This window comes from Neobacillus sp. NPDC093127 (assembly GCF_044754175.1).
In the GTDB taxonomy this organism is placed as follows: domain Bacteria; phylum Bacillota; class Bacilli; order Bacillales; family Cytobacillaceae; genus Neobacillus.
Genome location: NZ_JBIVOP010000024.1, coordinates 28,367 through 40,114, shown reverse-complemented (window position 1 = coordinate 40,114; position 11,748 = coordinate 28,367). Strand labels below are relative to the sequence as shown.

General features: G+C 39.0%; 14 protein-coding genes. 11 read left to right on the top strand and 3 right to left on the bottom strand.

The features are described from left to right. Positions 1-10: 10 nt before the first annotated feature. The 7 genes from ACIQCO_RS23810 to ACIQCO_RS23780 all read left to right on the top strand — a co-directional run bounded on the left by ACIQCO_RS23810 (position 11) and on the right by ACIQCO_RS23780 (position 5,781). Positions 11-808: a 2-keto-4-pentenoate hydratase gene (locus ACIQCO_RS23810; RefSeq protein ID WP_400433664.1), complete on the top strand. Its 798-nt coding sequence runs from the start codon at positions 11-13 to the stop codon at positions 806-808. Positions 809-822: 14 nt separating this feature from the next. Next, complete coding sequence (locus ACIQCO_RS23805; protein WP_400433661.1) at positions 823-1,710, top strand: acetaldehyde dehydrogenase (acetylating); 888 nt, start codon at positions 823-825, stop codon at positions 1,708-1,710. Between the two features lie 16 nt (positions 1,711-1,726). Further along, a complete protein-coding gene (gene dmpG / locus ACIQCO_RS23800) occupies positions 1,727-2,755 on the top strand; it encodes a 4-hydroxy-2-oxovalerate aldolase (RefSeq protein WP_400433658.1) in 1,029 nt (342 codons plus the stop codon). An 11-nt stretch (positions 2,756-2,766) separates the two neighbouring features. Next, a complete protein-coding gene (locus ACIQCO_RS23795) occupies positions 2,767-3,555 on the top strand; it encodes a 2-keto-4-pentenoate hydratase (RefSeq protein WP_400433655.1) in 789 nt (262 codons plus the stop codon). 52 nt (positions 3,556-3,607) lie between these two features. Continuing rightward, on the top strand, positions 3,608-3,799 hold the full coding sequence (locus tag ACIQCO_RS23790; RefSeq protein ID WP_400433652.1) for a 4-oxalocrotonate tautomerase: 192 nt from the start codon (positions 3,608-3,610) through the stop codon (positions 3,797-3,799). A 76-nt stretch (positions 3,800-3,875) separates the two neighbouring features. Beyond that, the gene (locus ACIQCO_RS23785; RefSeq protein ID WP_400433649.1) at positions 3,876-4,940 is read left to right on the top strand and encodes a VOC family protein; all 1,065 of its coding nucleotides are present in this window, start codon (positions 3,876-3,878) and stop codon (positions 4,938-4,940) included. Positions 4,941-5,229: 289 nt separating this feature from the next. After that, positions 5,230-5,781, top strand: coding sequence for a hypothetical protein (locus ACIQCO_RS23780; protein WP_400433647.1), 552 nt, complete (start codon positions 5,230-5,232; stop codon positions 5,779-5,781). Between the two features lie 206 nt (positions 5,782-5,987). Here ACIQCO_RS23780 and ACIQCO_RS23775 read toward each other — a convergent pair whose 3' ends face one another. Genes ACIQCO_RS23775 through ACIQCO_RS23765 form a run of 3 tightly spaced genes read right to left on the bottom strand, consistent with a single transcriptional unit; the run spans position 5,988 to position 9,312 of the window. After that, complete coding sequence (locus ACIQCO_RS23775; protein WP_400433644.1) at positions 5,988-7,325, bottom strand: MFS transporter; 1,338 nt, start codon at positions 7,323-7,325, stop codon at positions 5,988-5,990. Positions 7,326-7,377: 52 nt separating this feature from the next. Next, positions 7,378-8,373, bottom strand: coding sequence for an amidohydrolase family protein (locus ACIQCO_RS23770; RefSeq protein ID WP_400433641.1), 996 nt, complete (start codon positions 8,371-8,373; stop codon positions 7,378-7,380). A 27-nt stretch (positions 8,374-8,400) separates the two neighbouring features. Beyond that, complete coding sequence (locus ACIQCO_RS23765; RefSeq protein WP_400433638.1) at positions 8,401-9,312, bottom strand: VOC family protein; 912 nt, start codon at positions 9,310-9,312, stop codon at positions 8,401-8,403. A 220-nt stretch (positions 9,313-9,532) separates the two neighbouring features. Here ACIQCO_RS23765 and ACIQCO_RS23760 point away from each other — a divergent pair, with 220 nt between their 5' ends. The 4 genes from ACIQCO_RS23760 (at position 9,533) to ACIQCO_RS23745 (ending at position 11,606) form a co-directional block, all read left to right on the top strand. Beyond that, on the top strand, positions 9,533-10,465 hold the full coding sequence (locus ACIQCO_RS23760) for a LysR family transcriptional regulator (RefSeq protein WP_400433635.1): 933 nt from the start codon (positions 9,533-9,535) through the stop codon (positions 10,463-10,465). A gap of 91 nt (positions 10,466-10,556) precedes the next feature. Continuing rightward, complete coding sequence (locus ACIQCO_RS23755; RefSeq protein WP_400433632.1) at positions 10,557-10,793, top strand: hypothetical protein; 237 nt, start codon at positions 10,557-10,559, stop codon at positions 10,791-10,793. 187 nt (positions 10,794-10,980) lie between these two features. Then, positions 10,981-11,181, top strand: coding sequence for an Ada metal-binding domain-containing protein (locus ACIQCO_RS23750; protein ID WP_400433629.1), 201 nt, complete (start codon positions 10,981-10,983; stop codon positions 11,179-11,181). Between the two features lie 146 nt (positions 11,182-11,327). After that, positions 11,328-11,606, top strand: coding sequence for a GNAT family N-acetyltransferase (locus ACIQCO_RS23745; RefSeq protein ID WP_400433626.1), 279 nt, complete (start codon positions 11,328-11,330; stop codon positions 11,604-11,606). Positions 11,607-11,748: the final 142 nt, after the last annotated feature.

Below are 11,748 nucleotides of genomic sequence, written 5' to 3'. Positions count from 1 at the left end.
GGCAATAGCAATGGCAAACCAAACAGAAACAAAAATACAAGAGCTTTCTGAGCACATTGCCAAAGCCTATGAATTAAAAGAAGGGGTCCGGCCAGTAACTGAGCTGGTCCCTGACCTTGAGATTGACAAGGCTTACGCAATCCAACTGGAAACAATTAATGTTCAATTAGCAACTGGAAAGAAAATAACTGGTAAAAAAATTGGTCTAACCTCTGCAGCGATGCAGAAAAGCCTAGGTGTAGATGAACCTGACTATGGACATCTCTTTGATGATATGGCCTATGAAAACAATGCAACAGTGCCATTTGATCGGCTGCTGCAGCCTAGAGTAGAGGGAGAAATTGCTTTTGTCCTTAAAAAAGACTTGGCTGGACCAAATGTAACAAGTTTTGATGTCATGATGGCGACGGATTATGTTGTTCCGGCACTCGAGATTGTCGACAGCAGGATAAAGGATTGGAAAATTAAATTGGAAGATACTGTTGCCGATAATGGGTCCAGTGCATTGTATGTGCTCGGAAATAACCCGACGAAATTAACAGATATAGATTTGAAAATGGTCGGTATGACCTTCTATAAAAATGGGAAACTAGTAAACTCCGGAATTGGGGCAGCAGCTCTTGGAGATCCGGCAAAATGTGTTGCCTGGTTAGCCAATAAACTTGCTGCCTACGATATTACGTTAAAAGCTGGAGAAGTGATTTTATCAGGTGCTCTTTCGGCGGCGATACCAGCAGAGCCGGGAGACAGCTTCACGGCTAAATTCTCACACTTTGGAGAAGTAACTGTTACATTCAGCAAGGAATAGAAGGAGTGAAAACAATGGGAAAATTAAAAGTCGGCATTATTGGATCCGGAAACATCGGTTCAGATTTAATGATGAAATTACTTCGCTCAGATGTTTTAGAACCTACCGTCATGATTGGGATTGACGCCACTTCTGAGGGGATGAAACGTGCGGAACAATTGGGTTTACACTGTTTCGCAAATGGAATTGACGGATTTGCTAAACAGCCAGAATTAGCAGATGTCTTATTTGATGCCACTTCGGCAGGCGCCCATCAACATAATGCTGAGGTCGCAAGGAAATTAGGAAAGGTCATGTTTGACTTAACACCTGCCGCCATTGGCCCTTATGTCTCACCGCTGGTAAATATCGATGAACACATAAATAAAGATAATGTCAATTTAATCACTTGCGGCGGTCAGGCAACCACTCCGATTACCAAGGCGATCAGCGAGGTTGCGCCAGTTAAATACGCAGAGATTGTAGCAACAATCTCAAGTAAGAGTGCCGGTCCAGGAACACGGGCAAATATTGATGAATTTACGGAAACAACTAGTAAAGCGTTAGAAGTCGTTGGCGGTGCTGAAAAAGGAAAAGCCATTATTATCTTAAATCCAGCAGAACCTCCAATCATGATGCGGGATACCGTCTATGCATTGGTTGAACCTGAAAAAATGAATGAAGAGGAAATTACCCGTTCCATTCATGAAATGGTTAAGAAAGTACAGGCTTATGTACCAGGCTACCACTTGCGGACAGAACCATTATTTGATGATAATAAAATAACGGTATTTGTTGAAGTAGAGGGCGCTGGTGACTTCCTGCCGAAGTATTCCGGCAACCTTGATATTATGACAGCCGCAGCGGTAAAAGTGGCTGAAGAATTTGTTAGTAAAAGATTACAAGTGAAACAAGAAGCATAGAAAGAAGGGAAAGTCATTGGCAGAAAATGTAGATGTTATTATAACTGAAGTTGCGCTTCGTGATGGGAGTCATGCTGTAGCCCACCAATTCACAGTAGAACAGGTTACAGCGGTGGCTAGAGCCTTAAACGAAGCAAAAGTTCCTTATATCGAAGTAAGTCATGGAGATGGACTTGGCGGCTCAACTCTGCAATATGGACTTTCTAAAGTCAATCAATTTGAATTAATCAAAGCAGCTGTAGATGTATGTGACTATTCCAAGATTTCCGTTTTACTGCTCCCAGGGATTGGAACAGTTGAAGACTTAGAAAAAGCACATGCCCTTGGTGCAAAAATGGTTCGTGTCGCCACACATGTAACAGAGGCCGATATTTCCAAACAACATATTGAATATGCGAAGAACTTGGGAATGGAAGTAGTCGGATTCTTGATGATGGCACATATGGCATCGGTTGAAAAAGTAGTAGAACAAGCAAAATTAATGGAAAGCTATGGCGCAGATATTGTTTATGTAACAGACTCAGCAGGTGCAATGGTTCCTGCTCAAGTAACCGATAAGATAAAAGCTTTGAAAGCAGCCTTACACATTGAAGTTGGCTTCCATGCCCACAACAATTTAGGGCTTGCAATGGGCAATACCCTTGCTGCTATTGAAGCGGGTGCAACACGCATTGATGGCAGCATACGTGCTTTAGGTGCAGGTGCCGGGAATACCCAAACAGAAGTCCTATGCGCAACCCTTGAGAAAATTGGTGTTAAAACTGGCATCAATTTATACAAAATGATGGATACAGCTGAGGACATTGTGGCTCCCATTATGCATGGCCCACAAGAAATCACAAAGGATAGCCTGACACTAGGATTTGCCGGTGTTTACTCAAGCTTCCGACTGCATGCACAGCGGGCTGGGGAAAAGTTTGGCCTCGATCCTCGTGAAATCTTAATTGAATTAGGCAATCGAAAAGTTGTCGGCGGACAAGAGGATATGATTGCAGATGTTGCAGCAGAAATAGCAGCGAAAAAGAAGCAAACAACAGCCATTTAGAGGAGGTTCCAATGAATACAGAAACGATTAAAAAAGTGGCAGATTCCTTACACAGTGCCGAAAAGGAAAAAAGAGAAGTTGTCCGTTTAACAAAGGAAGTTTATCCCGACTTCAGCATCGAAGACGCATACCTTGCCCAAGAAGAAATTGTAAGACAAAAGTTAGCTGAAGGGCATAAAATTGCAGGACCCAAAATGGGCCTAACAAGTGAAGCAAAAATGAAACAAATGCATGTTGAAGACCCTATCTATGGCTATGTCTTTGATTATATGCAGGTCGAGGATGGTGAAACCATTCGTGTTTCAGATTATATCCATCCAAAAGTAGAACCTGAAATTGGCTTCGTATTGAAAGAAGACTTAACAGGACCAAATGTAACCGCTGAAGAAGTATTAGCAAAAACAGATTATGTCTTCCCAGGTATTGAAATTATCGATAGCCGTTATGAAAACTTTGATTTCAAATTACCAGACGTGATTGCAGACAACACCTCTGCAGCAGGGGCTGTTTTTGGGACAACCATCAGAAGCGTCGAAGGTATGCACCTAGATACAATCGGAGTTTCCCTTGTGATCAACGGAAAAGTTGCCGCAATGGGAACGGGGGCAGATGTTTTAGAACATCCAGCAAATTCCGTAGCCCGCTTAGCTAATATGCTTGCAAAAAAAGGTAAATCAGTAAAAGCAGGAGAACCTATTCTAACAGGCGGTATTACGGCAGCCGTTCGTATCCAGCCTGGGGATCATGTTTGCGCTAAATTTGGCGAAGGGCTCGGTGAAGTGAACCTGCTTGTCAAATAAAAAGCAGGTTCCCTCTCAAATTTAATAAATTTTACAAAAGGAAGGCGAGAAAATGCCGCTTATACAAATCAGCATGATGGAGGGCCGTCCTCCAGAAAAAATCGAAGCGTTAATCAAAAACGTAACCGCTACCGTATCGGAAACATTAGATGCTCCGAAGGAAAATATTCGGATTCTGGTTACAGAATTACCGAAAACTCATTGGGGAATTGGCGGGAAATCAGCTAAACAACTGGGCAAATAAATAAGGGGCTTCATTGCCGCACACAAATGTAAGCGGTTTATTATAAAAAAACTAAAATTAAGGGAGAGTTTCCATTATGGCAAAAGAACCAATGTTTGACACAGCCCAATTAGCACATGCAGAGTTATACACACCAAAGTTAGAAAAATCAGTCGAATTCTTTACTAAACTTTTAGGAATGACCGTTGTTCATCAAGAAGGAACGTCCGTATACCTGCGTGCTTATGAAGATTCTTATATCTATTCATTGATTCTTACCGAAAACGATGAACCTGGTTTAGCCCATGTCTCCTGGAGAGCAACTTCAGAAAATGCCCTATATCGCCGTGTCGAGGCTATTGAAAAAACAGGCCTTGGTAAAGGGTGGAAAGAAGAAAGCTATGGTCACGGCCGAGCCTATCAATTTAGAACTCCAAACGGTCATAACATGGAGATTTTCTGGGATGTGGAACGTTACCAAGCACCAGCCGGACAGGAATCTGTCTTATTAAACCGACCGCAACGACGCCCATTGTCAGGTGTCCCGGTTCGCCGTATTGATCATATTAACCTATTAACTGCTGATGTGGAGGCAAATAAAGATTTCATGGTTGATAATCTAGGGTTCAACGTTCGTGAAGGATTAATTGATGATGAAGGCATTTACCATGCTACTTGGCTATCTGTCAGCCCAAGCGTACATGAAATCGCCCTTATGGAAGATGAATTAGGAAACGGAAACAGATTGCACCATCTAGCCTTCTGGTACGGACTTCCTGAAAACCTAAATGACCTTTCCGATCTATGTGTGGAATATGGTGTTCCGATTGAAGCTGGTCCGTTAAAACATGGTGTATCACAAGCATTATGTATGTATATCCTTGAACCAGGCGGAAACCGCATTGAGTTATTTGGCGATTCAGGTTACTTGATCTTTGAACCAGACTGGGAACCTAGAAAATGGACCGGCGACTTAAAAGAACAAGCCATTATCTGGTACGGCGGCAAATTACCAGTAACCTACTTCCGCTATGGAACTCCGGTAATCAACGACCCAATCGAAGATGCCAATATCTATTTTAATACACCTGAAAACTTGCTTTGCGATTTCAAATTCAGTGAATTTGGCAAACCATATGGAGTAGATAAAGTAACAAAATAATGAATCACGGGGACAGTTCTTTTGCTGCAATGAAGCAGAAGTACCGTCCCCTTGTTTTATTTTCGATGCATCTTAAATTGTAAAAACAAATCGTTGTAATAAATAGGACTTTTTGTTTAAAATGCAAGAAAAATGTTGGTTATTGGAAGAAAAAGCAGGATTTTAATTTTTAATAATGAATATATAATACAATATAATTCACTATTCAGAAAGCAAAGGATCGGAACCGTTTTATTCATCCATCCATCCATCCATCCATCCCAATCCATGTATGAAAGAGGTATGCGGTATGAACGAAACTTTTTTTGCGGACTATAAAAAGTTTATTGTTACACCGGTCGGTGAAATGACAACTGGTAACGAAGTATTTGATCCGAAAAATTATTCCTCACATTATATCCTGACACTCTCTATTTATAATTCTCGCTTGTCAAACTGGAGGGATGCTAGTAAATATGATATAGATGTTGAAAAAAGTATCAAAACGGTTCTGATGGAATTCAATCAAAAGCAGAATGAAAGGTACCATCTTGAATTACTTGAATTAGACAGGTTTAAAAATTATTTTGTTTTGGCTCTTTCGTCAAAAACAAAATTTGAAACAAAGGAAGAAAATGACCGTATATCTTATGTTGTTGATAGAATGCTGACGAATCCTTTTTATGTTGGACAAGGATGGTTCAATTTAATTGGGGAAAAGGGAAGAGTTGAGCGTAAGCTATTTTGCTGTTCTTTTATGAAATATGAAATAGGTAACCGTGAACATCAAAAAATAGACAATAATTTTAAAAACATTACTGAACTAATTCCTAAAAATAGTGAGATTAAGCTAATAAAATAATTAAGTAACCATGATATATGTTTCTGTTCCTCTAATATCTCGATATTTAACTAGTCTTGTGGATGAATTAGGGCAAGTAAAGTGTGAAGTTACAATAGAAGAAAAGGTAAAAAATCAATATAAAGGGGCTGCCAAAGGCCAGTTATCTGACTTTTTGGACAGCCCCTTTGCTTTTTTCAGTAGTTTTTCTTAGTGGTTGTCATTTTTTAAGAAAATTGTTCTGTTTGATCTTCCTGTATGGTAATCGAACTTAATTTATTATTTGTGAGATAAATAACAAACGCGGCAATCGCACCAGGTATAGCAAAGGCTATAAAATTAATTTGAATGGAAGTGTTTGAAGAGAGTAATATTCCTCCAACCGTCGGACCAACAATGGCACCAATCCGTCCAATTCCAAGTGCCCAGCCTAATCCAGTAGAACGCATGGAAATAGGATAGTATTGTGATACATAGGAGTTAGCTATATTTTGTGTCCCAATTGTAGCTGCTCCTGCGAACGCAACCAAAATATATAATAAAACCATATTTTGCGCAAATCCCAAACACATAATCGTTAGTGCAGCAAGAGTATAAAAAAGAATTAACACTCGTTTTGTACCCCAAGTATCTGCTAACCATCCCATTACGACAGCACCAATGGTAGCTCCAATATTTAAAGCCAGCAGGAAGCTTAAACTAGAACCTAGAGGGAAGCCAGCTACCGTCATTAATTTTGGCAGCCATGTGTTTAGACCATATATCATAAGAAGGGACATAAAGAATGCGATCCAAAATAGAATGGTTGATAACCCTCTGCGTTCCAAAAATAAGGTAAAGACCGGGAAGGAAGCTTTATTAGAACTTTTGAGAGTGAGTTGTTCACTTTCAGCCGGACTGTATTGTGGTTCTAGTTTTACAAGAATCTCCTTTGTTTTTGTAAATTCTTTTCTAGCCATATGTGACCCTATTGTATCAGGTAAGTAACGTATCATAAAAGGAATAAACAATAATGGAAGCCCCGCAAAGACGAAAACAGATTGCCAGCCAAAGTTAGGCACCAAGATTATGCTAAGGGTAGCAGCAATCATTCCCCCGATTGAATATCCGGCCATCATAATAGACACCATTCGGCTCCGAAGAGCTTTAGGTGAATATTCACTTATAAGGGCTATTACATTTGGCATTACTCCGCCAAGTCCCAAACCAGTAATAAACCGACAAAGCCCGAATGCTTTTGGACTAGTTGTTAAAGCTGTTAAAATCATAAATAGGCTAAAAATAAACACACATATCAAGATGACTTTTTTTCTGCCTAATTTATCAGCAAGAGTTCCAAAAATCATCGCACCAAACATCATGCCGAATAAGGCATAACTACCAAGAACTCCCGCCTCAATAGGTGACAGATTCCAATTTTTCATTAGGACAGGTACAACAGCCCCGTATACTGTTAAGTCAAAGCCATCAAAGATCATTAAAAATGAACACCATAAGAGTACCATCAGATGAAACTTATTAAACTTTGCCTGATCTATTAACTGTTGTATATTCGTTATCCTCATAATTTCCCCCCTATAAATTACCTTCCTATTGGACTAGCCTAAAACTCGTATTCTACTTTTCTAAAAAGTGTAAAGCATTTCCGCCTAACATAGCCTTTTTTATTTCCGGACTTACATCATCAAGTTCTAAAATGGCTCTACCAGGAGGGGTTTCCCTAATGATAAAGGGGTCATCTGAGCCCATTAATAGATTTTCATAGCCAATCAAATCCATTAAATATTTCGTATTCCCCTTATCATAAACTAAAACATCATAATAAAATTTATTGGCATAATAACTAGGCGGATGTTCGGTTTTTCTTAATGCTGGCCAAGAGTTCCAGCCTATATCCACTCGTGGGAGAATATAAGGGAATGCCCCGCCTCCATGTGCTAAGCAAATTTTTATAGTCGGAAACTTTTCGAAAATTCCGGACCATACTAAACGAGTTGCTGTGAGTGATAATTCCATTGGCATTCCTACCGTGATGCTAAGGTTATCATTCATTGTACGTTCATTTCCTATCATTTCGCAGGGATGGATAAAAAGCGGAACGTTCCATTGTGCTGCCTTCTCAAAGAATGGTAAAAAACAAGGGTCATCTAAATCCTTTCCATTCACATTGGAGCCTATTTCAAGGCCGCTTAACTTAAGTTGATGGACACACCGCTTCATTTCAAGAATGGCAGCGTCAACATCCTGAAGTGGAACCGTTCCAAGTCCTAAAAAGTTGTTGGGATATTCTTGTACAACATCTGCAATAAAGTTATTTTGCCATTTGGCAAATTCAACTGCTCCCTCAATAGGAGCCCAGTAACAAAGAGTTACTGGGATAGGGGATAAGACCTGCATATCGATTCCTTCTAACTTCATTTTTTCTATCCGTTTGGCAGGATCCCAAGTCTCTTTTGATATTTTTCTAAACACCTTTCCTTGGACCATTATATTGGCTGTGTCTTCATCCAGCATCTTAATACTTGGCCATCGATCACCTTCAAAGGTTTTCTCAAATTCAGGTATTGTTAATGGGATAATATGAGTATGAAAGTCTATTCGCTTTACTGTCATAGTTCAGCACTCCGATTTTAGAGAATTTTATCCTATTTTACCAATCGAACCAAATCGTGGGTCTGGAGTCCCTCCCCACATATCCAATGTTTCTAGAGTTGGTTGCAGTACCCTTGGCTGGCGGGGGGCTTCTTCAGGAAACTCTTCCATTCCTTGGCTGTATTCTAATGTTAATCCATCAGGATCTAAGTAATACAGAAATAGACTGCCAGATGGGGCGTGTCGGCCTGGACCAAATACAATTGGGACATGATTGTCTAATAAACGTTTTTGACTAATTCCTAAGTCATCGATTGCTTGGATTTGGAATGAAATGTGATTAAGCTTTCGCTCTTTTCCACGATTAATCGCAAACGAATGATGTAAGGGATTCGGAAAGGCCCTCATCCATGCCCATCCTATTTGGTCGCCGGATACGTCTGATATTTTAAAATTTAATGTTTCTGTTAAAAACTTATACAGGTCATCAAAGTCTTGATCTTCAACCTCAAGGACAGCATGGCCTAACTGGGTAATATTCACTGGTTTAGAGTTGATTGGTTTGGAGGCAAAAGGTGCTTCAAATTGCTCAATATCAGAATATAATTCAAACGTGACGCCGGATGTAGGCTCGGTAAAGCGAATGGTACGACTTTGATGGAGTGATTCTATTTCGGAATCATCCACCTCCTGCCAGTTTACTCCTGTTTTAGTAAGGCGATCGATGGCAATTTCGAGCTGATTTGCATCTTCAACCTCGAAGGCAACTCGTTTTAATCCAGGATGTTGAGAGGGATAAAGAACAAGATTATGATGATCATAGCTGCATCTAAAATAGGCAATTTTATTTGGGACTAATTCCACTAGTTCAAGCCCCACAATATCTCGGTAAAACTCAGCCGACTTGTTCACATCGGTAACATTTAGTGCTACATAACCTAATTTCTTATAACGAATCATTGTTAGAAACACTCCTTTTAATAAATAAAAATTTTTTAACAGAAAAAATAGCTTATTAAAAATTAACCTCCTTATTTTTAAGATGAAAATGCTTATATTTTTATGTGAGTTTGTAATATAAACTCTGTAAATATAGTGTAAATTAAATCAAATAGTGTAAACAATTCTAATTTTCTGTATAATTAATTCCAAACGGGAATAAATGGAGGAGGAAGCTTCCTTGAACATTGAGCAATTAAAATATGTTATGGCAATTGTCAAACATCAACATCTAACAAATGCTTCCTATGAAGTTTCTATATCACAGTCTTCTTTATCCAAATACCTTATCAAGTTGGAAAAAGAACTAGGCGGGGTACAATTATTCGACCGCACGACTAGAACGGTTAAACTTACTGCTGCTGGTCAGGAATTTGCTAAATATGCAGGCCGTATTTTGAATGAATATGATTATATGTTAAATGAAATGAGAGCGTATACAGCCGGTGAGAAAGGAGTACTTTCAATAGGAACCATACCTGTTTACAGCAGCAGGGGACTTATTAGTCTCTTTTCATCTTTTCAAAAGAAGTATCCAGAAATACAATTAGAAATCACTGAAAAGATGAGTAGTGGACTAATTGAGCTTCTAAAAAAAGCAGAACTAGATATGGCCTTTATTGCCCTGCCTGGAAACTTTGACAAGCTAGAGACATTATCGGCCTATCCAATGATAGAGGATGAAGTGGTATTAATTACCCAAAAGTTGCACCCTTTTGCAAATCGAGAATCTATAAGTCTATCAGAGGTTAAGAATGAACCGTTTATCCTAATGAATCAAGCAAGTACTCTTTTTCAAATTTGCATGGAGGCCTGTAAAAGGGCCGGATTTACACCAGATATTACTCATGAAAGCAGTCAGATAGATATTATTGTAGGGCTAGTAGCTGAAGGATTAGGTGTCTCACTATTAACATCAAAGGAAGCTGATTATTTTTCAAAGGCTAATATCTCATTAATCAGGCTTGAGAAACCAATCAACCATACCACAGCGCTTGTTATTAGTAATCGAATAACCAAGTCAAATGCCATGAAAGCATTTATAAAACATGCACAGGAATGGGAGGGAAGGACTCCGGGAGCTGAGGTTCTAAAAAGTAATAAAAATATATGAAAGGAAATATTTAATGTTAAATATTAATGTCAATTAATATAATTGATATAACAGAAAATTCAAATAGTGTTCTAGGAGGTGTACTTTCATAATGAAGGCTTTAAATTGGCTATGCGGTTTTGCATTCTTATTTGGAATTATCTTTATCATATTTGGATGGACTCAATCATGGGATTTTAGTTGCCGTACTGGAGAATGTGAGGAAATGCTTATTAAGCATACTGTTAAAACGTATGTTTTTATAATAGGCGGGGTCATTCTACTTTTTGTGGGTACTGTAATAGAAGCGATAAAAAGACATTTGAATTTTTTGGAGAAGGCGAATTAGTTGAATCAGCAATAAAATGTGGGATTTAAATCATGTGCAGAGCGGATGAAAGTAAAATACGAGGAATACCTGGATGATATTGGGGGTAATGGAATGAGTGAGAGACAGGAAAACAGGAACCTACATAAAACATATACACTTTTGGGGGCCGACAAGAAACTTTATAAGAGTGAAACTCCAGGAACATATGGCGGTAATAAAAAAACAAAAGTATATTGGTCGAATGGATTGTCCAGCTGCCTTACGTGCCATCGCTAAGTGGGGGTATGTTAAAGATAGGGTATTTTTTGCAGATGAACAAACCGCAATAGAAGCTGGATTCAGACCTTGTGCCGCATGCCAGCGTGAGAAATATAAAATATGGAAATCGTTGCAAACTAACCATTAAATTGTACCTTTAGTGTGGTGGAGGTCTAGCCTTTTTTGGGCAGAACATGCTAGATGAATTAAAAAAGTGAATGCGCGGTAACCTATCAGTGTCAGGCACTATGTGGAAACTCAACACTACGTAGATGGAAGAAAGGAGAAATAAAATTGGATTTTAAAAAAGAGAGTAATCGTTTTTATAAATATGATGAGACCAGTAAGTTACTGGCTGAGGTCATATATGAACCTAATGGAGAACATCAAGTACTTTTAACACATACATTTGTAGATACCAGCTTAAGAGGACAGGGAGTTGCGGAACAATTGGTGGACTGTGTAGTAGCTGAGATGAAAGCAGAAGGCAAAAAAATCGTCCCTGTTTGTTCGTTTGCAGTTGCTCTATTTAAAAGAAAACCCGATAAATATAAGGATGTCATTGCAAACTAAAAAGGGCGCTTGAGAAGGCAATTTGAACAAAATTAATGGGTGGCTGACACTATACAGCGGGTGTCAGGCACCCATTTTCTATGGAATTATTGTAGCGCAAATGAGCGTTTATTTGCAGCTGAATTAAAAATAGACCTAATAG

Bases quoted from the DNA above. Each gene is read 5' to 3' on its own strand.
- ACIQCO_RS23805 (WP_400433661.1), top strand. From the start codon at position 823: ATGGGAAAATTAAAAGTCGGCATTATTGGATCCGGAAACATCGGTTCA.
- ACIQCO_RS23755 (WP_400433632.1), top strand. From the start codon at position 10,557: ATGAAGGCTTTAAATTGGCTATGCGGTTTTGCATTCTTATTTGGAATT.
- ACIQCO_RS23780 (WP_400433647.1), top strand. From the start codon at position 5,230: ATGAACGAAACTTTTTTTGCGGACTATAAAAAGTTTATTGTTACACCG.
- ACIQCO_RS23765 (WP_400433638.1), bottom strand. From the start codon at position 9,312: ATGATTCGTTATAAGAAATTAGGTTATGTAGCACTAAATGTTACCGAT.
- ACIQCO_RS23775 (WP_400433644.1), bottom strand. From the start codon at position 7,325: ATGAGGATAACGAATATACAACAGTTAATAGATCAGGCAAAGTTTAAT.
- ACIQCO_RS23785 (WP_400433649.1), top strand. From the start codon at position 3,876: ATGGCAAAAGAACCAATGTTTGACACAGCCCAATTAGCACATGCAGAG.
- ACIQCO_RS23790 (WP_400433652.1), top strand. From the start codon at position 3,608: ATGCCGCTTATACAAATCAGCATGATGGAGGGCCGTCCTCCAGAAAAA.
- ACIQCO_RS23770 (WP_400433641.1), bottom strand. From the start codon at position 8,373: ATGACAGTAAAGCGAATAGACTTTCATACTCATATTATCCCATTAACA.
- ACIQCO_RS23795 (WP_400433655.1), top strand. From the start codon at position 2,767: ATGAATACAGAAACGATTAAAAAAGTGGCAGATTCCTTACACAGTGCC.
- ACIQCO_RS23810 (WP_400433664.1), top strand. From the start codon at position 11: ATGGCAAACCAAACAGAAACAAAAATACAAGAGCTTTCTGAGCACATT.
- ACIQCO_RS23750 (WP_400433629.1), top strand. From the start codon at position 10,981: ATGGCGGTAATAAAAAAACAAAAGTATATTGGTCGAATGGATTGTCCA.